Origin of the sequence: Kitasatospora sp. NBC_01302 (assembly GCF_035976515.1) — a bacterium.
Lineage (GTDB): Bacteria > Actinomycetota > Actinomycetes > Streptomycetales > Streptomycetaceae > Kitasatospora.
Genome location: NZ_CP108404.1, coordinates 5,764,302 through 5,788,136 on the forward strand (window position 1 = coordinate 5,764,302; position 23,835 = coordinate 5,788,136).

The 23,835-nt window shown below is 72.8% G+C and carries 19 protein-coding genes and 1 tRNA gene; 14 read left to right on the forward strand and 6 right to left on the reverse strand.

Translation table 11 applies throughout. The features are described 5' to 3' along the window. Positions 1–107: 107 nt before the first annotated feature. The 3 genes from OG294_RS25325 (at position 108) to OG294_RS25335 (ending at position 1,498) form a co-directional block, all read left to right on the forward strand. Positions 108–569: a hypothetical protein gene (locus OG294_RS25325; RefSeq protein ID WP_327068845.1), complete on the forward strand. Its 462-nt coding sequence runs from the start codon at positions 108–110 to the stop codon at positions 567–569. 180 nt (positions 570–749) lie between these two features. Further along, positions 750–1,109 carry a WhiB family transcriptional regulator gene (locus OG294_RS25330; protein ID WP_442789360.1) on the forward strand — a complete coding sequence of 120 codons (360 nt, stop codon included), beginning with the start codon at positions 750–752 and terminating at the stop codon, positions 1,107–1,109. Between the two features lie 146 nt (positions 1,110–1,255). After that, positions 1,256–1,498, forward strand: coding sequence for a hypothetical protein (locus tag OG294_RS25335; protein WP_327068847.1), 243 nt, complete (start codon positions 1,256–1,258; stop codon positions 1,496–1,498). A 110-nt stretch (positions 1,499–1,608) separates the two neighbouring features. On the opposite strand, the gene OG294_RS25340 is transcribed toward OG294_RS25335, so the two are convergent. After that, entirely contained in the window at positions 1,609–2,952 is a 1,344-nt protein-coding gene (locus OG294_RS25340) for an ABC1 kinase family protein (protein ID WP_327068848.1), read from the reverse strand. 175 nt (positions 2,953–3,127) lie between these two features. Further along, the gene (locus tag OG294_RS25345; protein ID WP_327068849.1) at positions 3,128–4,222 is read right to left on the reverse strand and encodes a ThiF family adenylyltransferase; all 1,095 of its coding nucleotides are present in this window, start codon (positions 4,220–4,222) and stop codon (positions 3,128–3,130) included. A 448-nt stretch (positions 4,223–4,670) separates the two neighbouring features. Between OG294_RS25345 and OG294_RS25350 the strand changes: the two genes are divergently transcribed. Then, positions 4,671–5,246 (forward strand): M48 metallopeptidase family protein, encoded by a 576-nt coding sequence (locus OG294_RS25350; protein WP_329587696.1) that lies wholly within the window; start codon positions 4,671–4,673, stop codon positions 5,244–5,246. Positions 5,247–5,279: 33 nt separating this feature from the next. Here the strand turns inward: OG294_RS25350 and OG294_RS25355 are convergent, their stop codons facing one another. Next, positions 5,280–5,843, reverse strand: coding sequence for an NUDIX hydrolase (locus tag OG294_RS25355; protein ID WP_327068850.1), 564 nt, complete (start codon positions 5,841–5,843; stop codon positions 5,280–5,282). Next, positions 5,840–7,369: a zinc-dependent metalloprotease gene (locus tag OG294_RS25360; protein ID WP_327071658.1), complete on the reverse strand. Its 1,530-nt coding sequence runs from the start codon at positions 7,367–7,369 to the stop codon at positions 5,840–5,842. The genes OG294_RS25355 and OG294_RS25360 overlap by 4 nt, the downstream gene beginning before the upstream one ends. Positions 7,370–7,556: 187 nt before the next feature. Here OG294_RS25360 and OG294_RS25365 point away from each other — a divergent pair, with 187 nt between their 5' ends. The 4 genes from OG294_RS25365 (at position 7,557) to OG294_RS25380 (ending at position 10,856) form a co-directional block, all read left to right on the forward strand. Beyond that, entirely contained in the window at positions 7,557–8,705 is a 1,149-nt protein-coding gene (locus OG294_RS25365) for an NAD-dependent epimerase/dehydratase family protein (protein ID WP_442789213.1), read from the forward strand. Between the two features lie 100 nt (positions 8,706–8,805). Further along, positions 8,806–9,264: a molybdenum cofactor biosynthesis protein MoaE gene (locus OG294_RS25370; protein ID WP_442789214.1), complete on the forward strand. Its 459-nt coding sequence runs from the start codon at positions 8,806–8,808 to the stop codon at positions 9,262–9,264. 239 nt (positions 9,265–9,503) lie between these two features. Next, positions 9,504–9,704 carry a hypothetical protein gene (locus OG294_RS25375; protein ID WP_327068852.1) on the forward strand — a complete coding sequence of 67 codons (201 nt, stop codon included), beginning with the start codon at positions 9,504–9,506 and terminating at the stop codon, positions 9,702–9,704. 69 nt (positions 9,705–9,773) lie between these two features. Then, positions 9,774–10,856, forward strand: a complete 1,083-nt coding sequence (locus tag OG294_RS25380; protein WP_327068853.1) for a YlbL family protein — start codon at positions 9,774–9,776, stop codon at positions 10,854–10,856. 96 nt (positions 10,857–10,952) lie between these two features. Here OG294_RS25380 and OG294_RS25385 read toward each other — a convergent pair whose 3' ends face one another. Then, a complete protein-coding gene (locus tag OG294_RS25385; protein WP_327068854.1) occupies positions 10,953–11,522 on the reverse strand; it encodes a PPA1309 family protein in 570 nt (189 codons plus the stop codon). A gap of 179 nt (positions 11,523–11,701) precedes the next feature. Between OG294_RS25385 and OG294_RS25390 the strand changes: the two genes are divergently transcribed. From OG294_RS25390 to OG294_RS25415, 6 genes are all read left to right on the forward strand, one after another. Further along, entirely contained in the window at positions 11,702–14,698 is a 2,997-nt protein-coding gene (locus OG294_RS25390) for a UPF0182 family membrane protein (RefSeq protein WP_327071660.1), read from the forward strand. An 86-nt stretch (positions 14,699–14,784) separates the two neighbouring features. Then, a tRNA-Met gene (locus OG294_RS25395) sits at positions 14,785–14,858 on the forward strand. Between the two features lie 186 nt (positions 14,859–15,044). After that, positions 15,045–17,021: an AfsR/SARP family transcriptional regulator gene (locus tag OG294_RS25400; protein WP_327068855.1), complete on the forward strand. Its 1,977-nt coding sequence runs from the start codon at positions 15,045–15,047 to the stop codon at positions 17,019–17,021. Between the two features lie 350 nt (positions 17,022–17,371). Then, the gene (locus OG294_RS25405; protein ID WP_327071661.1) at positions 17,372–18,904 is read left to right on the forward strand and encodes a chitinase; all 1,533 of its coding nucleotides are present in this window, start codon (positions 17,372–17,374) and stop codon (positions 18,902–18,904) included. A 94-nt stretch (positions 18,905–18,998) separates the two neighbouring features. Continuing rightward, positions 18,999–21,065 (forward strand): glycosyl hydrolase family 18 protein, encoded by a 2,067-nt coding sequence (locus OG294_RS25410; RefSeq protein ID WP_327068856.1) that lies wholly within the window; start codon positions 18,999–19,001, stop codon positions 21,063–21,065. A gap of 311 nt (positions 21,066–21,376) precedes the next feature. Then, positions 21,377–23,305 carry a tetratricopeptide repeat protein gene (locus tag OG294_RS25415; RefSeq protein ID WP_327068857.1) on the forward strand — a complete coding sequence of 643 codons (1,929 nt, stop codon included), beginning with the start codon at positions 21,377–21,379 and terminating at the stop codon, positions 23,303–23,305. 88 nt (positions 23,306–23,393) lie between these two features. Here OG294_RS25415 and OG294_RS25420 read toward each other — a convergent pair whose 3' ends face one another. Further along, positions 23,394–23,810 carry a Fur family transcriptional regulator gene (locus OG294_RS25420; protein ID WP_327068858.1) on the reverse strand — a complete coding sequence of 139 codons (417 nt, stop codon included), beginning with the start codon at positions 23,808–23,810 and terminating at the stop codon, positions 23,394–23,396. Positions 23,811–23,835 lie beyond the last annotated feature (25 nt).

Sequence of the window (23,835 nt, forward strand, 5' to 3'; positions counted from 1 at the left end):
TGCTTCACCCCCTGCCTCACCGCAGGGTCGCTGGACCAACCAAACATCCGAACACCGGAGCCCGGGGAACTGGGCACCGCGAGACGCCGAGAGGAGGCGAGAACACCGTGAAGATCCAGCTGATGAACAAAGTGACTGGCCAGACCGCTGTTGCCGCTTCCCGGCGTCCCTCCGTCCTCGGTGCTTGCACTGGCGGAGTCTCGCTCTCCGGTGTCCGTGGCGGTCTGGATCTCGATGCCACCCGTGTCGCTGCCGTTGGAACCACCGGTGCCCTGCGCACCAGTGTGCTCACCGGCGCAATCGCGGGGACGGCTGTCGAGACCGGTCTGTCCCACGGTTGGGCCATGGTCGCCGTCGGCTCCCCGCGCGTAATGCGTGATGACCGACCGACCAAGGCACCGAAGTCAGCAGGAGCGGCGGCCAAGCAGGGCGCCTATCTGCAGGTCGTCGGTGCCGCCCCGAAGCAGGACGAGCAGCTGATCAACCAGGCCAAGGCCGCCTTTATCGGCGCTGAGGCCATCCGGAGCCGGGCCTTCCGCGGGCCTGAACCCTGGAGAGAGCGAACCTGAGGCACCCTCAGGTCGGCACCTTTCCAGGGCCGCGGAACCCGTCCACCGGGATCCGCGGCCCTCTTGTTTTGTCCGGTACGACAGACCACCAGGCCCCCAGGGGCCTCCGGTCCAGCCCCACCAGTCAGCTGGCCCGGAACCACAACCCAGACGAGGAAGACGCCAACAGTGTCCACGGTCATCACGCCGCCCCTCCCGTCCGTACCGCCGACAACGCCGACCCAGGCCGCGCCCGCTCCATTCCCTCCTCCGGAAGGCTCTCTCATGCAGATCACCGCGCTCGACGACGCCGAGGCTCTTGGCGCCCCCATCCCGTGCCGCTCCTTCGACCCGGAGGTCTTCTTCGCCGAGACCCCCGCTGACGTCGAGTACGCGAAGAGCCTCTGCGGCACCTGCCCGGTCAAGGAGGCCTGCCTGGCCGGCGCCCTCGACCGCCGCGAGCCGTGGGGTGTCTGGGGCGGCGAGCTGTTCGTCCAGGGTGTCGTGGTAGCCCGCAAGCGGCCGCGTGGCCGCCCGCGCAAGACCGAGGTCACGGCGTGAACCCGGCGCATCGAGCAGCCTCAGTCCCCCGGGAATGCCCCCCGGCGGACGGCGCACTGCGCCACTCCGTACGCATCGCCCTTGCCCAGGCTGATGCCGCGGTCCAGACCCCCTACCCGACGACGCACCACGAGCAGGACACCGACATGGCGATCACCGCAGGGCCCAGCGCCCGCGCCGAGCAGACCACTGAACTTCTGATCCAGAACAGGACCCTTGAGATGCATCTCATGCACGAAAACCTGGCCCGAACCCATATGCAAGAACGCCTCCAGGAGGCGGAGGACCAACGCATGGTCCTGCGCGCCGTCCGGGCCTCCCGGCTGCGGCGCAAGGCGGAGCGTGCCTCGCTGCGCGCCCGCAAGGTGCTGGCTTCGGCGGTGCTCTGACCGCCCGGTCCGCGCCTGAGGCGAATCCCCTGATGTGACGGTGCCCGGCTCCCGCGAATCGCGGAAGCCGGGCACCGTCATGCCCGCCCGAGCGGGGGCAGGGCCTCTCGCTACTGGCCGGACGACTCCTCGGCGAAGCCGGGGAGGGAGTCGAGCATCTCGGCGCGGAACGGCGCCTGGGCACCGAGTTGGCACAGCACGCCGATGGTGCTCAGCGTGACCCGGTGGATCAGCAGGTAGTCCGGGGGCAGGTTGAGCTGCTTGCCGAGGTTGTAGGCGGGGGACCGCGGGTCGGCGATCCGGGCGGCCTGGGCGCGCATCCAGGCCCGGGTGAAGTGGAAGTCGTCCACCGCGGCCGGCTCGATGATCGGCCGCAGGTAGTCGAGCACCGCGTCCGGGTCGAGCTGGATGGTCGGCTTCACGAAGCCCTCGGCCCGCAGCATCTCCAGCACGCCCTCGGCATCGCCCGCCAGCGCCATCCGCAGCGCGTTCCCGATCGGCGTGGGCAGCCCACCGGGAAGCCGGTCGACCGTGCCGAAGTCGAGCACCCCGAGGCGCCAGCCGCCCACCGGGCCGTCGTCCTTCAGCAGGCGGAAGTTGCCGGGGTGCGGGTCGGCGTGCAGCAGCCCGGTGCGGGCGGGGCCGGCGAAGAGGAAACGTGCCAGCAGGTGTCCGGCGCGGTCCCGCTCGGCCTTGGTGCCGCTGTTGATCACCTCGGCCAGCGGTGTGCCGTCGAGCCACTCGCTGACCAGCACCTGGTCGGCCTGGGCGACCACGGCGGGCACCGCGATGTCCGGATCCCCGCTGAACTCCTCGGCGTGCACCCGTTGGGCCTCGGCCTCCAGGGCGTAGTCCAGCTCCTCGGTGACCCGGTCGCGCAGTTCGGTGATCAGCGGCTTGATGTCCAGGCCCGGGATCAGTGGCCCGAGCAGCCAGGCCACCCGGCTGAGTTGGCCCAGGTCGGAGAGCAACGCCTCACCGGCGCCCGGGTACTGGACCTTGACGGCGACCTGCCGCCCGTCCTGCCAGACGGCTCTGTGCACCTGGCCGATCGAGGCCGCGGCGGCCGGACGGTCGTCGAAGCTGCGGAAGTTGGCCCGCCAGTCCCGGCCGAGCCGCTGGGCGAGCGCCGTGTGCACACTGGCGGCCGGCATCGGCGGGGCGGCGTCCTGAAGCTTCGTCAGCGCCGCCCGGTAGGGACCGGCCACTTCCTCGGGCAGTGCGGCCTCGAAGACCGAGAGTACCTGCCCGAACTTCATCGCGCCGCCCTTCAGCTCCCCGAGGACCTTGAAGAGCTGGTCCGCGGTCGCCTGCTGGAGTTCGGCGGTGACAACCTCGGCCGATCGCCCGCCGATTCGCTTGCCCAGACCGAGCGTGGCGCGCCCAGCTATCCCCAACGGCAGGGCGGCGAGCCTTGCGGTGCGGGTCACAGCCTTGCGCGGAAGATCGCTCACCGGGGCCTCCGAATCGAACGTGTGCCGGCAGTCACCGCGGCTGCGGCGGCTGGGGGACGGCGGTCACTAGGCCATTGTGCCCGCTCCCACCCAAGAGCCGGTCAGGGCCTGGGCTGTGGCTTTGGACCGGATCGGCGCCGGACCGGCCCCCGGGCGTCGGCCGCGCCGGCGGCGGTCAGCGCCAGAAGCAGCCGCACTCGGTGTGCGGTGGCAGTCGCAGTCGGCGGACCATGCCGTCGACGGCGGAGACCTCGCACCAGCCGTCCACGCTCGGCGGTCGCCCGCCGTCGAGCAGCAGCAGCGCGTGCAGCCCGGCCAGGCCGGCCACCGCCGCGGCCACCGCGCCGTCGCAGGCGGGCTCGGGTGCCTTGGCCCGGACGTCGGCGGTGAGTTGGGCGAGCAGCCGGGGCCAGGCCGCGTCCTGGTCGGTGCGGGTCATCGCCAGACAGCGGCCACAGGCCGAGGCCCCGGGGATCACCAGGGGGCCGACCACGCCCAGATGCTCGATCACACCGACGTACAGGTGCGGGACGCCGGACTGCATCAGGGCGTGGGCCTCGGCGGGGTCGCCGGCGAGGGCACCGCTGCCGTCCCGCGGGGCGAGCACCACCAGATCGGGCGGCTGTTCGGCGGGCGGGGCGGCCCGGGGCGAGCTAGCGACCGCGGCGGCGGCCCCGCCCGGCAGGCCGGCCGCCCGCCGCACCGCCTCCCGGGCGGCCGTGGCACGGGGACGGCCGACCTCCTGGGCGGGGATGCCGCCGGGTGCGCAGTCCCCGGGCAGCACCCGGCCCTGGTCCGCCACCTCCACCCCGCCGACCCCGCCGGCCGCGAGCACCGCCGCCACCGCCGCGCCGACCCGCCCCGCGCCCCGCACCTGGACCCGCAGCCCCGCCCGGCGGGCCAGCGCCGCGGCCCCCGCGCCGGGCTCGGGGTGCAGCAGCGAGAGCGAGGCGAGATCAGGGCCGAGCAGCTCCCGCCGGGCCGGCGGCAGAGCGGCCAGCGCCTGCTCGACGGCGAGCGCGTCGTCCAGCAGGCCGGTCTCGGTCAGTGAGCGCAGTGCCTGGGCGACATAGGAGGGGCTCAGGCCCAGACCCTCGGCAGCGGCCGCTACGGCCGGACCGTCCCGCTCGCCGTCGAGCAGGCCGAGGAAGGCGCAGAACTGCTCATCGGCCTGGTCGACCACATGGGCCCGCTCGGGGGCGGTGCCGAACTGCAAGGTCTGCCGGTCGCGCCAGGCCTTCGACAGTGCGGGCTTGAGCATGGGACGCATGGCGGTCTCCTCTCCCGACGAACGCGCGATTCTCCCGACGAATGCGCGATGGCTGATCGGAATCAACTGATTGCGCCGGGTGAGGAAAGCCTCCCGCACCTGCGGGAATTGGCCAAGCCGGTTATCCACAGCCTGGGGAGAAGATCCGATCGGCAGTCAATTCGCTCATTCGCTTCGCGTGCCACGCACGGTCACTGCTGCAAACAAATCGGCCGGGGCACCGGACTTCTGTCGGTAGCACCGGGTAACGTCCTGTGCCATGGCAGCCGAACGGGACTCCCAGCCCCCGGCGTCGCCTCGGCGTGCCCGTCCAGCGGCCGGGTCGGGAGTCGCGACGCCCGGTACACGCGGGCGGCCAGGCGCAGCGCATCCGAGCCCGGGGCCCGAGACCGCCCCCAACGGCCCGCACGGGCCGCACAGCTCGCACGCGCCGACCGGCCCGCACACGCTGAACCACCCGCACGGGCCGGTCGAGGTGCGCCGCAGCGCCCGCCGCAGCCGCACCGTCTCCGCCTACCGCGAGGGTGATCGCACGATCGTGCTGATCCCGGCCCGGATGTCCGCGGCCGAGGAGCACCGCTGGGTGGCCCAGATGCTGGACCGGCTGGCCGCCCAGGAGAGTCGCCGCACCCTCGGGGACGACGCGCTGGCCGAGCGGGCGGGCCGGCTCTCCGCCGCCTACCTCGGCGGCCGGGCCCGGCCCGACCAGGTCCGCTGGGTCACCAACCAGAACTCCCGCTGGGGCTCCTGCACCCCCAGCGAGCGCACCATCCGCCTCTCCCACCGCCTGCAGGGCATGCCGGAGTACGTGCTGGACTACGTGCTGCTGCACGAGCTCGCGCACCTGCTGGTCCCGGACCACGGCCCGCGCTTCTGGGCGCTGCTGGAGGCCTACCCGCGCACCGAGCGGGCGCGCGGCTACCTGGAGGGGGTTGCCTCGGCAGCCCGCCTGCCGCACATCCCGGGTGCCCGGGCACCCGGGATGCCCGAGGAGGCGCCCGATCCGGGCGAGGTCTGCGGCTGAACTCCGGTCAGGCCGTCAGGCCGCCAGGCCCGGTCAGGCCGTCAGCTCGCGGGCCCGTGCCACCAGCCGCCGCACCGAGACGTCGGTCAGCTCCGGCAGCTCGTCGTAGCCGAACCAGCGCAGGTCGAGCGACTCCTCGCTGATCAGCTCCTGCGCGCCCGCCGGGGCCACCGCCACGTACTGCACGTCGAGGTGGGTGTTCTCCGGCTGGTCCTTGCCGGCGCAGCGCACCTGGTGGCGGTCCAGCTTGACCGGTTCGGGATGCCCGTCCGCGCCGGTGAGCAGCCGCAGGCCGGTGATCCCGGACTCCTCGGTGGCCTCGCGCAGCGCTGCCGCCGCGAGCGTCCGGTCGCCGGGCTCGCAGTGGCCGCCCATCTGCAGCCAGAGCCCGACCTTCGGGTGCAGGGTCAGCAGCACCCGGCCGGCCGCGGGGTCGACCACGGCGGCGCTGGCGGTGATGTGCGCGGGCCGGCAGGAGCGCCACAGGCCGTCCTGGTGCTGCGCCAGGTGGGCCAGGTAGTCGCCGCGCAACTGCTCCTGGTCGGCCTCGACGGCCGTCCAGGAGGTCAGCGCGCGGACGGCATCGGCGTGCATCATGCGGTCGGGTCGTCCTTCTGGTCGTCGTCCTTCGGCTGCTCGCCCGCGGTGGGCTTGTCCGTCGGGGCCTGGCTCTCGCCCGCGGCCTCGCCGAGCAGCTTGGTGATCGCGTCGAAGTCCAGCCCGCCCTCGATCGGCTCCGCGCCGTCACGGTGCACGAAGCCGTCCGGGTCGTCCAGGTCGGCCGCGGTCGGCAGCATGTCGGGGTGCTCCCAGAGCCCGTCGCGGCCCTCGATGCCGCGCGCGTCGGCCAGCGAGGCCCACAGGCGCGAGGCGTCCCGCAGTCGGCGCGGACGCAGTTCGAGGCCGACCAGGGTGGCGAAGGTCTGCTCGGCCGGACCACCGGTGGCCCGGCGGCGGCGCAGCGTCTCGCGCAGCGCGCCGGCCTGCGGCAGGTGCGGCTCGGCGGCGGCGTGCACCACCGCGTCGACCCAGCCCTCGACCAGCGCCAGCGCCGTCTCCAGCCGGGCCAGCGCGGCCTTCTGCTCGGGCGTGTCCTCGGGCTGCAGCAGGCCGCCGGCCAGCGCGTCCTGCATCGCCTCGGGGTTCTCCAGGTCGAGCTGGCCCATCAGCTCCTCCATCCGGGAGGTGTCGACCTTGATGCCCCGGGCGTAGGCCTCCACGGCCCCGAACAGGTGCGCCCGCAGCCACGGCACGTGGGCGAAGAGCCGCTGGTGGGCGGCCTCGCGCAGGGCCAGGTAGAGCCGCACCTCCTCGGCGGGCACGCTCAGGCCCTCGCCGAACTCGGCGATGTTCTGCGGCAGCAGCGCGGCCTTGCCGGCCGGAGCCAGCGGCAGGCCGACGTCGGTCGAGCCGAGCACCTCGGCGGCCAGCGCGCCCAGCGCCTGCCCGATCTGGGTGCCGAACATCGCGCCGCCCATCGAGCGCATCACGCCCATCAGCGGCCCGGCCATGGCCTGCATCTCCTCGGGCAGCACGCCGCCCATGGCGTTGCCGACCCGCTCGGCCACCGGGTCGACCAGCTCCTGCCAGACCGGCAGGGTGGCCTCGATCCACTCGGCCCGGCTCCAGGCCGCCGCGCTCGCCGAGGAGGACGGGAACTCGGTGACCGAATCAAGCCAAAGTTCGGCCAGCCGCACCGCCTCGGCGACGGCCGAGTGCTCGGCGGCGCTCACCGAGCGGTCCTTCTGCTTGCCCTCGGCCGGTTCGGCGACCACGGTCTGGCGCGCGATGTCCTTGGCGAGCTGCCAGTTCACCGGTCCGCCCTCGAACGAGAGCATCTGGCCGAGCTGCTGGAAGGCGGCGCCCAGGTCGTTCGGGTTGAGGCCGCCCATCATCGCGGCGAACGGGTTGTCGCCCGCGCCGCCCTGACCGCCGGCCCCGCCCATGCCGAACATCGCGCCCAGCGGGTTGGCGCCGAAACCGAACGGCGAAGGCTGCTCGCCGGAGTTCCCGGGCTTGCCGGACTGCCCGGAAGCTGCCTGGTCATCCTGCTTGCCGCCCTGGTCCTTGCCCTCGTCGGGCTCCTCGGGCGGGACACCGAATCCGAAGGGGAGGTCGCTCACTGGGTCCTCGATCTGGTCGGCCGTCACGCGCTGGGTGGTGTGGCGGGAAAGCAAGTGGGGGGAAGCGAGTCAGGGGCCACGGTGGGCTCGCCCGTGCCGGGTGCACCGCCAGGCCCTCTCCTCGGGCAGGATGGACCGTACGTGACACTCGTACGTACGCACATAAGCTAACCGTGGAGGATGGCCGGTGAGTTCCCCGCCTTCGGACGTTCGCTCTGGGCTGACCGGAGGCGATCAGGACCAGGCGGACCCTGGGTCCGCCTCCCCAGCCTACGGCGGACGACCGCTGACCGTGGCCGTCACCGGCGCCGCCGGTGTCCTGGGCGAGTTGGTCACCGCCCGGCTGGTGCGATCGCCGGGGGTGCGCAAGGTGCTCGCGATCGACGACCGGCGCGGTGAGGCGGCCGGCGTGCAGTGGCGGGTGCTGGACATCCGGGACCCGGCGGTGGCCGAGCGGCTGCGCGGGGTGGACGTGGTGGTGCACCTCGCGATGGACCTGAACATGGAGTCGGACCCGCGGGCGCGCAGCGCCTACAACGTCCGGGGCGCGCAGACGGTGCTCACCGCCGCCGCGGCCGCCGGCGTGCACCGGGTGGTGCTCTGCACCTCGGCGATGGTCTACGGCGCGCTGGCGGACAACGAGGTGCCGCTGGCCGAGGACGGTGAGCTGCGGGCCACCGAGGAGGCCAGCCTGGTCGGCGACCTGCTGGAGATCGAGCGGCTGGCCCGGCGCGCCCCGCGCGCCCATCCGGGGCTGCAGGTCACCGTGCTGCGTCCGGCGGTGGTCGTGGGCCCCGGCGTGGACACCGTGTTGACCAGGCACTTCGAGGCGCCCCGGCTGCTGGTGGTGGCCGGCTCGCGGCCCTGCTGGCAGTTCTGCCACGTGGACGACCTGGCCTGCGCGCTGGAGTACGCGGTGCTCGGCCTGGTCGAGGGGGAGGTGACGGTCGGCTGTGACGGCTGGCTGGAGCAGGAGGAGGTCGAGGAGCTCTCCGGGATCCGCCGGATGGAGCTGCCGGCCGCGCTCGCGCTCGGCACCGCGGCCCGGCTGCACCGGCTTGGCCTGACCCCGGCACCGGCCGGTGACCTTGCGTACACGATGTACCCGTGGGTGGTGTCCGGCAGCCGGCTGCACGAGGCGGGCTGGCGGCCCCGGTACAGCAACGAGGAGGTGCTGGCCGAGCTGCTGGGGCAGGTCGCCGGGAAGCACGCGGTGGCCGGGCGACGGCTGGGCGGCAAGGAGGCCGCCACCAGCCTGGGCGCGGCGGGTGCGACGGTCGCCCTGGTGGGTACGGCGGCGCTGGTGCGCCGGGCCCGCAAGCGGCGGCGGATCTGAGGCCGGGTCCGTCCCGGGCCGCGGGGGCGGGGCCACGGAAGCCGGCGGCCGGGGTGCGGGCCGTCTTGGACGACCCGACAATTGCCGCCGCCCGCTGGACATGACCGATCATGGGGGCATGTCCGAGATTCACGACCCCATCCGCCTGCTGGCCGTCCGGGAGACCCCGCTCTCGCTGGACGAGGTGTACGCGGCGGTCGGCGACGACGCCGCCGGCGGCACCGCGATCTTCGTCGGGACGGTCCGCGACCACGACGGAGGCAAGTCGGTGGCCGCGCTGGAGTACAGCTGCCACCCGAGCGCCGAGCAGGAGATGCGGCGGATCGCGGAGAAGGTGGTCGCCGACTACCCGGTCCGGGCGCTGGCCGCCGTGCACCGGGTCGGCCGGCTGGCGATCACCGACGCCGCCGTGATCGTGGCGGTCTCCTGCCCGCACCGGGGCGAGGCCTTCGCCGCCGCCCGCAAGCTGATCGACGACCTCAAGCACGAGGTGCCGATCTGGAAGCACCAGGTCTTCACCGACGGCGAGGAGGAGTGGGTCGGCGCAGGCTCCTGCTGACCGGCGCCGACCTGGCGCGAGCGCGGATCCCGTCCGGAACGGGAACCCATTCGGCCGTGGAGCAGTCCTACGAATACATCCGGGGAGTGGCGTCCTGGGCCGTGCCGTGACCGCGACGGTGCCAAGGCCGTTCTCAGACCGGGCGGTTAATGTGCTGATAGGTACGACGACGGGCTGGGAGTGGCCAGGGCGGGTCCGGCCGCCCACGACCAGCCGGGCGACGAGTGGGAGGACCGGACATGGGAGCACTGGCCTGGTTGGGTATCCCCGTCGTAGCGGGTGTGATCGCCGCCATCTGGGCGACCTGGGCGGCCCGGCCGCCGCGCGCCACCGGTGACGGCGCATCCCTCGCCGAGCACCAGCGGTTCCTGGCCGCGATGGAGCGCAGCACCGGCGCGCACCGGGTGCCGGAGGCCAGCACCGACCGTCCGGCCGCCTAGGGCCGGTCCGGCGGTCCCGGTGCCCGGCCCGGGGGGCGCCGTGCAGCATCGGTCCCGTACTGTCGTTGCATGCCACGCCGCTCTGCGACGATGCTCGCCGCCACCCTGCTGCTCATAGCGCTGCTCTGTGCCGCCGTGCTGATCCCCGTGCCCTACTCGCAGCTGAGCCCCGGCCCGACGTACGACACGTTGGGCGCGCAGGACAAGGCCGGCACCCCGGTGATCAGCATCGCCGGCCATCAGACCTATCCCACCACCGGCCACCTGAACATGACGACGGTCCAGGTCACCGGCGCCGACTACCAGCCCAGCCTGGTCTCGGTGGTGGTCGGCTGGCTGCGCAACGACGTGCTGGTGGTGCCGCACGACACGCTCTACCCGCAGGGGCAGACCGAGCAGCAGTCGGAGCAGCAGAACGCCGAGCAGTTCGCCTCCTCGCAGGACAGCGCCAAGACGGCCGCGCTGACCGAGCTCGGCATCCCGATCGGCAGCGAGGTGAACATCGCCGCCGTGGTGGCCGGCACCCCGGCCGACGGCAAGCTGCACGCGGGGGACCGCATCGTCGCGGTCGACGGCACGGCGGTCACCGACAACAGCCAGGTGGCCGATCTGGTCACCAAGCAAGCGCCGGGCGAGAACGTGGTCTTCACCGTGGTGCCGCACGACAAGGACAGCATGAACCCGGCGCCGGGCGACGAGAGCCAGGTGACCATCACCACGGGCAAGTCGCCGCAGACCGGCAAAGCGCTGGTCGGCATCCAGACGCAGATGGGGCACAGCTACCCGTTCAAGATCGACATCGGGCTGCAGGACGTCGGCGGTCCGAGTGCCGGGCTGATGTTCACCCTCGGCATCATCGACAAGCTGACGCCCACCAACCTGACCGGCGGAGCCTTCGTGGCGGGCACCGGGACGATCGACGACAAGGGCAACGTCGGGCCGATCGGCGGCATCTCGATGAAGGTGATCGCGGCCCGGAACGCCGGCGCGAAGTTCTTCTTCACCCCGAGCGACAACTGCGCCGAGGCGAGCAAGGACACCCCGAGCGGGCTGCGGCTGATCAAGGTGAACACGCTGGACGACGCGCTCAAGGCGCTGGGGCAGATCCGGGCGGGGCAGGACTCGGCGCTGGCCTCCTGCTCGGCGTCCTGAGCGGCCCGGCAGAGCGCAACCGCCGCCCGGTCCGGGGCTGACCCCGGGCCGGGCGGCGGTTCTGGGAGCGGGCGCAGCGCCCGGGCCTTTCGCGGCTCAGGCGAAGGTGGCCAGCAGCGCCTTGGTCAGCCCCGGCACCAGGTCGGGACCGGTCAGCACCTCGCGCGCCAGGTCCTTCTCGCGCAGCCGCAGCGCGATCTCGCGCTTGCCGTCGCGCAGCACGGCGGCGGTGATCCGCACCTCCTGGCGGTCGGGGTGGTTGGCCACCCAGTCGGCCAGCTGCGCCTCGGTGGCGCCGGCCGGGCGGCTCTTCTCCGCCCCCGGCGGGAGCATCAGGCGCTCGACCACCAGCGCGCAGCCCGCGACCTCCGGCGGCCAGGCGATGGTGGCCAGGAACTCGTCCAGCACGGTGTTCGGCGCCAGCTCCTCCTGCTCGACCGGGGTCAGGGCACCGGCCGTCTCGTCGTCCAGCCCGAGCTGCCTGGCCACCGCGGGGTTGGTCCGGCGCAGCTTGGCGCTGTCGACCAGGGCGAACAGGCGGGCGGGCTTGTCCCAGCCGAGCCCCGCGACGTACTCGTCGATCTCCAGGGCGGCGCGGGTGAGCGGGGTCGCGGCCGGCGGCAGGCCGTCCGTCGGCGGGGTGGGGGTGTTGGTGGCATCGGACATGGCCCCATCCTCACACGTCAGCGGCCCCTTCCGGGCCCGGACCCGCGTGGGGGCGACCTGGGCCCGGGAACTCGGCGAACGGCTGATTAAGTTGCACTCGGGGGAAGTGCCCCGAAGGGCTGCTCGTCCGTGCCCGATCCGACCACAACAACAGCAGAGGTGCCGTCTTGGTGTTCCAGATGCCCGACCGGGGCGGGCAGGGCTTCCGGCCAAGGATCGGGCCGCCCTCCCGTCGAGCCAGGGTCCTGCTGCTCACGGTGGGCGTCCTGGTGCTGCTGTTCCTGGGGTTCGTGCTGTTCGTGGGCCTGTGGACGGACTGGCTCTGGTTCAGGTCGGTCCACTACTCCTCGGTCTTCAGCACCGAGGTGTGGACCAAGGTCGGGCTCTTCGTGGTCTTCGGGCTGCTGATGGCGGTGGTCGCCGGGCTGAACATCTGGCTGGCCCACCGGCTGCGGCCGCCGCTGTCGGCGATGTCGGTCGAGCAGCAGAGCCTGGACCGCTACCGGATGGGGGTCGCGCCCTACCGCAGGTGGCTGCTGGCCGGCATCTCGCTGGCGGTCGGCCTGATCGCGGGCGCGGCGGCGGCGGGGCAGTGGCGGCTGTGGCTGCTGTGGACCAACGCGACGGACTTCGGGGTGAAGGACAGCCAGTTCCACCTGGACGTCTCGTTCTACGCCTTCGACCTGCCCTGGTACCAGTTCCTGCTCGGCTTCGCGTTCAGCGCGGTGGTCGTCTCGCTGCTCGCCGCGCTGCTGGTGCACTACCTCTACGGCGGCCTGCGCATGCAGGGTCCGGGCCGGCGGGCCACCACGGGCGCGCAGGGCCACCTCGCGGTGCTGCTCGGGCTCTTCGTGCTCTTCAAGGCCGTCGCGTACTGGCTGGACCGGTACGCGCTGGCGGTCAAGACCGGCTCCTACAAGGGTGTGCCGGGCTACACCGGGCTGCGGTACGTGGACGCCAACGCGTTCCTGCCGGCCAAGACGATCCTGTTCTGCGTGGCGATCATCTGCGCGCTGCTCTTCTTCCTGACGCCGATCCGGCGCACCTGGGCGCCGGCGCTGATCGGCTTCGGCCTGATGGCGCTCTCGGCGGTGCTGATCGGCGGGCTCTACCCGGCGCTCGTGCAGCAGTTCCAGGTCAAGCCGAACGAGCAGGCCAAGGAGACGCCCTACCTGAAGCAGAACATCGACGCGACCAGGCAGGCCTACGGGATCGCCGGCAGCCAGTCCCAGCAGTACACGCCGACCGCGACGGCCGACGCCGGCTCGGTGCAGAAGGACAGCCGGACCATCTCGGACATCCGGCTGCTCGACCCCAACATCGTCTCGCCGACCTTCCAGCAGATGGAGCAGCAGCGCTCCTACTACGGCTTCCCGAGCACCCTGGACGTGGACCGGTACAGCACGCCGGGCGGCGTCCAGGACACCGTGATCGGCGTGCGCGAGCTGAACCCGAACGGCGTCCAGCAGCACAACTGGATCAACGACCACTTCAAGTACACCCACGGCTACGGGGTGGTGGCGGCCAAGGGCAACCAGGTCAACGGCAACGGCCAGCCGGTCTTCACCGAGTCGGGGCTGCCCGCCACCGGCAGCCTGGGCGACTACCAGCAGCGGATCTACTACGGCGAGAACACCACCACGTACTCGATCGTGGGCGGCTCCAACCACGAGATCGACAACACCGCGGACGGCGGCGCGCAGACCTACCAGTACACCGGCGACAGCGGGGTCTCGCTGGACAACCCGCTCACCCGGGCCGCGTACGCGGTCAAGTTCAGCGAGCCGCAGATCCTCTACTCGGGCGCGATCACCAAGGGCGCCAAGGTGCTCTACGACCGCACGCCCAAGGAGCGGGTGGCGAAGGTCGCGCCCTGGCTGGCGATCGACGGCGACCCCTATCCGGTGGTCGAGGGGGGCCGGCTGACCTGGGTGCTGGACGGCTACACCACCTCGGACGGCTACCCGTTCTCCTCCAGGACCACGCTGGGCGACGCCACCAAGGACTCGCTCAGCAGTGAGCGCGGCGAGGTGGTGGGCGATGCCGACCAGGTCAACTACATCCGCAACTCGGTCAAGGCGACGGTGGACGCGTTCACCGGCCAGGTGACGCTCTACCAGTGGGACGCCACCGACCCGGTGCTGAAGACCTGGATGAAGGCCTTCCCCGGCACGGTCCAGCCGCAGAGCGCGATCCCGGCCGACCTGCTGCCGCACCTGCGCTACCCGCAGGACCTGTTCAAGGTGCAGCGCGACCTGCTGGGCATGTACCACATGACCGACCCGAACGCCTTCTTCAACGGGACGGACATCTGGCAGGTGCCGGTCGACCCGACCAACGACAGCAAGCAGGTGCAGCCGCCGTACTACCTGACGTTGCGGATGCCGGACATGCCGGCCGCCACCTTCTCGCTGAACAGCACCTTCGTGCCCAGCGGTCGCGGCAACCTGGCGGCCTTCATGTCGGTGGACTCGGACCCCGGGCCCGACTACGGCAGGATCCGCATCCTCACCGTGCCCAGCGACAGCAACACACCGGGGCCCACCCAGGTGCAGGCGAAGTTCAACTCCGACTCCACGGTGGCCAGTCAGATCACCCTGCTGAAGAACGGCAGTGACTCGAACCTGGACTACGGCAACCTGCTGACGCTGCCGGTGGGCGGTGGCTTCCTCAACGTGGAGCCGGTGTACGTCAAGGGCAGCGGCTCCAACTACCCGGTGCTGCAGAAGGTCCTCGCGGTGTACGGGAACGACAACGTGGCCTTCCAGGGCAGTCTGTCGGACGCGCTGACGAAGGTTCTGGGCACCGCTCCCGGGGCCACCGGGACGGCGCCGGGTGGCGGGTCCGGCACGACGCCGCCCGCACCGGGCGGCGGTGGCGGCAGCCTGGACCCGGCGCTGAAGCAGGCGCTGGACGCGATACAGAAGGCCAATACGGACGCGCAGAACGCCTTCAAGGCGGGGGACTGGGTGGCGTACGGGGCGGCTCAGAAGGCGTTGCAGGACGCGTTGAACGCGGCGGTGGCGGCGGAGCCGAAGAGCGCCGGCGCACCGGCGCCGTCGGCCTCGGCCACGCCGTCCGCACCGTCGGCCGCGCCGCCCTTGGCACCGTCGCCTGCGCCGTCGTCCGCACCGCCGTCCGCACCGCCGTCCGCGGCGCCGAGTGCTTCGCCGTAGGCGCTGAGCTGGGCAGCTGCGCCCGTCGCCGTTCCGGCGGTGGGCGCAGCCGGTCCGAAGACCGTGCTATGGTTAAGACACAACGACGCGGGGTGGAGCAGCTCGGTAGCTCGCTGGGCTCATAACCCAGAGGTCGCAGGTTCAAATCCTGTCCCCGCTACTGAAACCGAAGGCCCGGAGATCTCATCTCCGGGCCTTCGGCGTTTCCCGGACGGCCCGTGCTGGTCGGTACCGTTGTTGTCGCCGTCGCGACAAGTTTTTCCGCCGGACGTGTTGACGTCGCCTCTGGTCTAGTCCACCGTGGGTCCACCCCGCGGGCCGCTCCCACGGGCGAGGGGAGCGGAGGATGGTCGCGCGGGCCGGGGCGGACGCGGCGCTCCGCTACGAGGTGCTCGGGCCGCTGCTGGTCCACCGGGCCGGGGCGGCCCGGGATCCGGGGCCGGCGATGCAGTGCGCAGTGCTCGCCGTCCTGCTGCTCAGCGCCAACGAACCGGTGCCGCGCGAGCAGATCGTGCAGGGGGTCTGGGGTGCCAGGGCCACCGTCAACTCGCCCGGCCTGGTGGCCACCTACGTCTCCCGGCTGCGGCAGATCCTGGAGCCCGACCGGCCGCGGCGGGCACCGGCGGGGGTGCTCGCCTCGCACGGCGCGGGCTACCGGCTCGCGGTCGGGCCCGGTGAGCTGGACCTGCACGAGTTCGAGGCCGCCCGGCAGCGGGCCCGCGCCCAGCGGGCGGCCGGCGAGCCGGCCACGGCGGCCGGGACCCTGGACCAGGCGCTCGCGCTCTGGCGCGGCGGTGGGCTGGACGGGCTGCCCGGCCCGTTCGCCGCGCTGCACCGGGGCAGGCTGGCCGAACTGCGGCTGGCCGCGCAGGAGGAGCGGTTCGAACTCGCCCTGCTGCTCGGCCGGCACCACGAGGTGGTCGCCGAGCTGGGGCTGCTGGCGGCCGAGCGGCCGCTGCGGGAGCGGCTGCGCGGCCTGTTGATGCTGGCGCTCTACCGCGCCGGGCGGCAGAGCGAGGCGCTGGCCGTCTTCGCGGAGACCCGGCAGTCACTGATCGCACATCAGGGCCTTGAGCCGGGACGAGAGTTGGACGAACTGCACCAGCGGATCCTGCGTACGGACCCGAACCTGGAACTGGACCGGCCTGGTGCGCCGGAGCCGGCGGTGCGGCTGCGGGCGCTCTGCCGCCCTGCTCAACTCCCCTCCGAGCTGGCGGACTTCACCGGAAGATCGACCGAGGCCAGGGTGATCGCACGCACCCTGGGTGCCGGCGGGGCCGGGCGCCGGGCCGGTGCGGTGCCGGTGGTGGTGGTGAGCGGCCCGCCCGGGGTGGGCAAGACCGCGCTCGCCGTGCACGCCGCGCACCGGCTGCGCGAGCGCTTCCCGGACGGGCAGCTCTTCCTGGGCCTGCACGAGGCGGACGGGCGACCGTGCGAGGTGGGTGCGCTGCTGGGCCGGCTGCTGACCGATCTGGGGGTGGCGCGTGAGTCGCTGCCGCCCGAGGCGGAGCGGCGCGGCACGCTCTTCCGCTCGGTGAGTTCGGGCCGCCGGCTGCTCCTGGTGCTCGACGACGCGCAGGACGAGGCGCAGCTGACCGCGCTGCTGCCCGGCTCGCCGAGCTGCGCGGTGCTGGTCACCGGTCGGGGGCGGCCGGCCGGGCTGCCCGGGGCCAGGCTGCTGGCGCTGGACTGCCTGGGCGCCCAGGACGCGCAGCGGCTCTGGCGGCGGCTGGTCGCCGGGCCGGAGCCGTCGGCGCTGGTGGCCCAGGGAGTCGCTCCGGGGGAGACGAACGAGGCCGTCGCCGACCCGGCGGCCGAGGCGGCGGTGCTGGCCGCCTGCGCGGGGCTGCCGCTGGCGCTGCGGGCCGCCGCCGCCCGGTTGCTGGCCCGGCCGGGGCGCGGACTGCCGTGGCTGGCGGCCCGGGTGGCCGAGGAGGACGGGCGGCTGGCCGAACTCAGCTCGGGCGGACGGGGCGTGGCGCAGGCGCTCGGCACGGCCCGGGCACGGCTGCGCCGGGCGCCGGGTGGTGCGGCGGCCGTGGCGGCGTTGCGGCGGCTGAGCGTGCTGGGGCCGACCGGCTTCGATACGGCGGCGGCCGCAGCGCTGCTCGGCCGCACCGAGCGGGAGACCGAGCACCTGCTGGAGCTGCTCGCCGAGTACGGTCTGCTGCTGGCCGACCCGGACGGTCGCTACCGGTGGCATCCGCTCACGGCGCTCTTCGCGCGGGCCGCCGCCCGCCCGGCCGACCGGCCGGCGGCGCCGACCGGCGGGCGGGCGGGAGGTCCGGTGCCGGATGGACGCGGGATGGAATCCGGATGCTGACGACCCGCTGACATCCCTTGGTGCGCCTGGTCCGACCTGCCCCGATGTCACGTCAGGCGGCATTGCGTGAGCTCGTCGGGCTCTTGACGTGCGCTCGGCGCGGACGGCCGTGGCGGCTCCCCTTGACCGGCTATTTGGTCTAGTCCACTCTGAGTCCGTCTCACCCCGGCGGGCTTCGCCGTGCCGGGGGAGAGCGCGCTCCCTGTCGCCCCGTCCGCGTCCGGGCGCGGCCGAGTGCGCCGCGCCGTCCCGCCGATCCGAGGAGCTGCCCCGTGCACCGTGCGACCAGACAGACCGAGAGAAGACCCGGCGCACCGAGACCAGGTGGCCTTTCGCCGGCCTGTACCGCGCTGGCCTCGGTGGCGGCGCTCGCCCTCGCGGTGAGCGGGGCGGTGCTGATCACCACCGGCGGCAGCGCCAACGCCGACACCATCAACCTGCTGCAGAACCCGGGCTTCGAGACCGGGAACCTCGGGAGCTGGAGCTGTACGGCGAACTCCGGAGCGGTCGTCACCAGTCCGGTCCACAGCGGAAAGTACGCCCTGCAGGCCACGCCGGTGGGCAGTGACGACGCGCAGTGCAGCCAGCAGGTTCTGGTGCAGCCCGGCTCGGCCTACAGTCTCAGTGGTTGGGTCCAGGGCAGCTACGTCTACCTGGGTGCGAGCGGCACCGGGACGACGGATCCCTCGACCTGGAGCACCAACTCCGCCTGGAACCAGCTGTCCACCAGCTTCACCACCGGGCCGTCCACCACCAGCGTGACCGTCTACCTGCACGGCTGGTACGGCACCGGCGCCTACCAGGCCGACGACCTGGTGCTCAGCGGCCCCGGCGTGTTTCCCACCTCGACCGTCTCGACCACCGGGCAGCCCACCGGTTCGCCCACGCTGACCAGTTCGCCGCAGCCCAGCACCGCGCCGCCCACCACCGCGCCGCCCGTCAGTACCTCTCCCACCACCACCTCCACCCCCACGGGACCTGGCGGCGGGAACCGGCACCTGCTGACCGGCTACTGGCAGGACTTCGACAACGGCGCCACCGACCAGCGGATCAGTGACGTCAACCCGGCCTACGACATCATCGCGGTGGCCTTCGCCGACGCCGACCCGGCGAATCCCGGTGGCATCACCTTCGGCCTGGACCCCACCCTGGCCGGCAAGCTCGGCGGCTACACCGATGCCCAGTTCAAGGCCGACATCGCCGCCGAGCACGCGGCCGGCAAGAAGGTGGTCCTCTCGGTCGGCGGCCAGAACGGCACCATCTCGGTGGCTGATTCGACCTCGGCCGCCAACTTCGCCACCAGCGCCTACGCGTTGATCCAGCAGTACGGCTTCGACGGGGTGGACATCGATCTGGAGAACGGTGTCACGGCGACGTACATGAGCCAGGCGCTGCACTCGCTCGCCGCGAAGGTGGGCAGCGGGTTCGTGCTCACCATGGCACCGCAGACCATCGACATGCAGTCCACCGGCACCCAGTACTTCCAACTCGCCCTGGACACCAAGGACATCCTGACCGTCGTCAACACCCAGTACTACAACTCGGGTTCGATGAACGGCTGCGACGGCAACGTCTACTCCGAGGGCACCGAGGACTTCCTGACCGCGCTCGCCTGCATCCAGCTCCAGGGCGGCCTCGCGCCGAGCCAGGTGGGCCTCGGCGTGCCGGCCTCGACCAGCGCGGCCGGCAGCGGCTACCTCTCCCCGGCGACCGTGGACAACGCCCTGGACTGCCTGGCGAAGGGGACGAACTGCGGCTCCTTCAAGCCGCCCGCGACCTGGCCGGGCATCGGCGGTGCGATGACCTGGTCCACCAACTGGGATGCCAGTAACGGCAATTCCATCGCCACCGCGGTCGGCGGCCATCTGCACCAGATGAGCTGAGCCGACCGCCCCCACCTGACCCCGCCCCCGCTCGCCTTCGCGCGGCGAGCGGTCCGGCGGTCTCCTCAACCCCCACATCACAGGAGAGAACCGCATGCGCAGAGCGAACAAGTCGGCATGGGCGGTGACCTCGGCAGCCTCCATCCTGCTGGGCGGCGCCCTGTCGGTGCTGGGCATGGCTCATGCCCAGGCCACCCAGAGCCAGCCGGCGGTGGCCGCCCCACCGGCCGCCGCGGCTGCTGTTCCGGCCAACACCACCGGTGCGCCCGCCACCTCGGGCGGCCTCAAGGTGGCCTACTACGACCAGTGGTCGGTCTACCAGAACGCGTTCTACCTGAAGAACGTGTCCGACAGCGGTGAGGCGGCCAACCTCAACTACCTGATCTACGACTTCGAGAACATCGACCCCACCAATCTCACCTGCTTCGAGGCCAACTCGGCCGCCTCGCAGGACGAGAACAACCCGAACGCGGGTGACGGGGCCGGCGACTCCTACGCCGACTACGGCAAGACCTTCGCCAACGGCACCAGCGTGGACGGCAGCACCGACACCTGGAACCAGCCGATCGTGGGCAACTTCAACCAGATCAAGGAGCTGAAGGCGAAGTACCCCAACCTCAAGGTCGTGCTGAGCCTGGGAGGTTGGACCTACTCCAAGTACTTCTCGGACGCGGCGGCCACCGACGCCTCGCGCAAGAAGCTGGTCTCCTCCTGCATCGACATGTTCATCAAGGGCAACCTGCCCTCGCAGAACGGCTACGGCGGCCCGGGGACCGGCAAGGGCATCTTCGACGGCTTCGACATCGACTGGGAGTACCCGGGCGGCGGCGGCCACGTCGGCAACCACGCCAGCACGGCCGACAAGCAGAACTTCACCGCGCTGCTGGCCGAGTTCCGCAGCGAGCTGGACGCCCAGGGCGCGGCCGACGGCAAGACCTACTCGCTCTCGGCGGCGCTGCCGGCCGGTCAGGACAAGATCCAGAACGTCGAGACCGACAAGATCGGCCAGTACCTGACCTTCGGCGACCCCATGACCTATGACATGCACGGCGGTTGGGAGCCCACCGAGACCAACCACCAGTCGCCGCTGTACGACAATCCGGCGGACCCGTCGGCCCCCATCGCGCCGGGGACGAGCAAGTACTCGACCGACGAGGCGATCAAGGCCTACACGGTGGGCGACCCGCAGTACGGGATACCCGGCGGCTTCCCCGCGAACAAGCTCAACATCGGGGTGCCGTTCTACTACCGCGGCTGGACCGGCGTGCCGGCGGGCAGCAACCACGGGCTCTTCCAGACGGCCACCGGGCCGGCCCCGGGGGCGGCGGACTCCGGCAACGTGGCCGGGACCCGGATGTACAAGGAGCTCTCCGGCGTGGTCGACAACCCCGCCGACACCTTCTGGGATCCGGTGGCGCAGGCCGCGTACTTCTACGACGGCACCAACTTCTGGTCCGGTGAGAACGCCCAGTCGATCCAGGCCAAGGCGGACTACCTGCACTGCAACGGGCTGGGCGGGACGATGATGTTCTCGCTCTACGACCTGGATCCGGCGGCGACCCTCTTCAATGCGGCGGTGCAGGACACCAACGGTTCCGCGGCCTCCTGCCCGGCGCCGAGCCCGACGCCGACGCCTACTCCCACCCCGACGCCCACGCCCACCCCGACACCGACGCCCACCCCGACACCGACGCCCACCCCGACACCGACACCGACGCCCACGCCGACCCCCACCCCGACGCCCACGCCGACCCCCACGCCTCCGGCCGGCGGCATCGTGGCCAACGGCGGCTTCGAGTCCGGCGCGCTCTCCCCGTGGACCTGCACCGGAAACCTGGGATCGGTGGTGGCGAGCCCGGTGCACTCCGGCTCGCACGCCCTGGCGGGCGCCGCCAGCAGCAGTGACGACGCCCAGTGTTCGCAGACCGTCACGGTCAAGCCCAACACCACCTACACGCTCTCCGGTTGGGTGCAGGGCAGCTACACCTACCTCGGGGTCACCGGCTCCGGCGCGGACACCTCGGCCTGGACCAGCAGCCCCGGCTGGTCCCAGCTCTCCACCAAGTTCACCACCGGCTCCTCGGTCACGTCGGTGACCATCTGGGTGCACGGCTGGTATGGGCAGGGTACGTACTACGCGGATGACATCAGCGTGAGCTGAGGGTTCGTGAGCTGACGGAGGCGGTGTCACCCATAAGCGGTGGCACCGCCTCCGGTACTATGGACGGACACTCGGCACATCACCCGGTGCCGCGGGGTTTGTGAGGCGCAAGTGTCGGGAAATCGACAAAACGCTGAAGCAATCTCGCTGGCTTCGGCCCAGCCCGGCAAAATCGCGCGGGTCGGTGTACGCGGGTGTTCGGGTGATGCGACGATGGAACACATGGGGGACGGGGCACGGCAGTTGACGAGCCGTGAGCCGATCGGGGCCCCCGTTGGACGCCGCGGCACTCGGGGGGAGCGGGAGTCGGCATGAAGCTGATCGGCAAGAGCCAGCCGCAGACCGGTGCACCCCAGCAGGACATCGACACCGAGTCCGCTCCGGTCCCCGCCCAGCGCGGCAGTTGGCGCACCGGGGCCGGGCGTCCGTACGGCCCCGAGAGCCTGGTCCACGTCCCCGTGCCGCAGGTCGGTGGCCGCTACCCGGCCGCCGCGGCCGGTCGTTCCCCGGCGGAGGGCTCCGTGGAGGACCCCGAGTCCGACACCGCCTCGTTCGAGAGCGAGCTGGCCGCGCGCGAGTCGGCCGCGCTGGAGACCAGGCACCGGGCCGCCGCCGACGCCGGCGACCCCAATGCCGCCAGCCAGCTCGGCGCCCTGCTGCTGCGCCGGGGCGATCTGGACGACGCCGAACCGTATCTGCGCAAGGCCGCCGCGGCCGGACTGCGCGCTGCCGCGAACAACCTCGGCGTGCTGCTGCACCAGCGCGGCCACCGGGTCGAGGCCGGCGGCTGGTGGCGTCAGGCCGCCGTGGCGGGCAGCGCCCCGGCCGCGCACGCCCTCGGCCTGCACCTGCGCGACCACGGCGACGAGGAGGCCGCCGAGTACTGGCTGCACTTCGCCGCCGAGCAGGGGCACGCGCTCGGCGCCTACGCGCTGGGCGACCTGATGGAGCACCGGCGCGACGTGCGCGCCGAGCGCTGGTTCAAGGCGGCGGCCGACGCGGGCCACCGCGAGGCGGCCTACCGGCTGGCCCGGATGCGCGAGGCGGCCGGGGACAAGGAGAGTGCCGAGACCTGGTACCGCACCGCCGCCGCGCGCAGCCACGCCAGGGCGGCGCTGCGCCTGGGCGTGCTGGTCGAGGAGCGGGCCAAGGGGGACCACGCGCTGCGCGAGGAGGCGGCCCGCTGGTACCGGCAGTCCGCGCAGAACGGCGAGCCGCGGGCGGCCTGCGCGCTGGGCTTCCTGCTGCGCGACTGCGGCGACCTGCCGTCGGCGGCCGAGTGGTGGCAGGAGGCGGCCGAGGCCGGCGACGGCAACGCGGCCAACGCGCTCGGCGCGCTGCACGCGGGCCGCGGCGAGGACGACGCCGCCGAACGCTGGTACCGGGCCGCGCTGGAGGCCGGTGACCACAACGGCGCCTTCAACCTGGGCCTGCTGTGCGCGAGCGCCGGCCGCCAGGCGCAGGCCGAGCAGTGGTACCGGCGGGCCGCCTACGCGGGTCACCGGGAGGCGTGCAACGCGCTGGCCGTGATCCTGCTGCAGCGCGGCGACGAGTCGGGCGCCGAGCCCTGGTTCTCCAAGGCCGCCGAGGCCGGCAGCGTGGACGGTGCCTTCAATCTCGGCATCCTGCACGCGAACCGGGGCGAGCACCAGCAGGCCCAGGAGTGGTACGCCCGGGCCGCTGCCGAGGGCCACGGCGAGGCCGCGCTGCAGCTCGCGGTGGCCAAGGAGCAGCGCGGCGACCTCTCCGCCGCACTCGAGCGCTACCGCCAGGCAGCCACCGGCGGCTCCGCCGAGGGCGCCTTCCGCCTCGCCTCGCTGCTGGACCGGCGCGGGGACGTGCCGGAGGAGGCCGAGCACTGGTACGCGGTGGCCGCCGACGCCGACCACAGCCGGGCCCAGGTGCGGATGGGGGTGCGGGCCGCCGAGCGCGGCGCGCTGGAGATCGCCGAGAGCTGGTACCGCCGGGCGGCGGCGAACGGCAGCCGCAGCGGCGCCTTCAACCTCGGCCTGCTGCTGGCCCGGCAGGAGCGCGAGGCGGAGGCGATGCTCTGGTACACCCGGGCCGCCGACGCGGGGCACGGCCGGGCCGCGCTGCGGCTCGCGCTGCTGGCGCTGCGCCGCGGCGAGCCGGTGCAGGCGGAGAACTGGTGCAGGCGGGCCACCGACTACGGTCCGCCGGAGGTCGCCGAGCGCGCGGCGCGACTGCTGGACGCGCTGCACCCCGAGCTGAGCGCCTGACCTCAGGTCTCCGCCGCCGGGGGTGCTGCGTGCTGGGGCGGTGCGGGCCGGGGTGCTGCGAGCTGGGGTGCTGCGGGGTGTGCTGCGGTCAGTGCGCCCGGCAGTCCGGGCACAGGCCGCGGTAGGTGATCTCCGCGCCGGAGACGGCGAAGCCGAACCGCTCGGCGGCCGGCAGCGCGGCGAGCGGGTCGCCGCTCGGGTGGACGTCCCTGATGGTGCCGCAGGACGAGCAGACCAGGTGCTGGTGCGAGTGGTGCGCGTTGGGGTCGTAGCGCTTGGCCCGGCCGTCGGTGCTGACCTCCAGCACCTCGCCGAGCGACACCAGCTCGCCCAGCGTGTTGTAGACCGTGGCGCGGCTGATCTCCGGCAACAGGCCGACCGCGCGGGCGTGCACCTCGTCGGCGGTGAGGTGGACGTGTTCGCCGTCGAGGACCTCGGCCACGACACGCCGCTGTGCGGTGAGTCGCCAGCCCTGCTCGCGTAGCCGTGTCAGGAGATCGCTCATACACAAACGATAGCAAGGTCCGAGG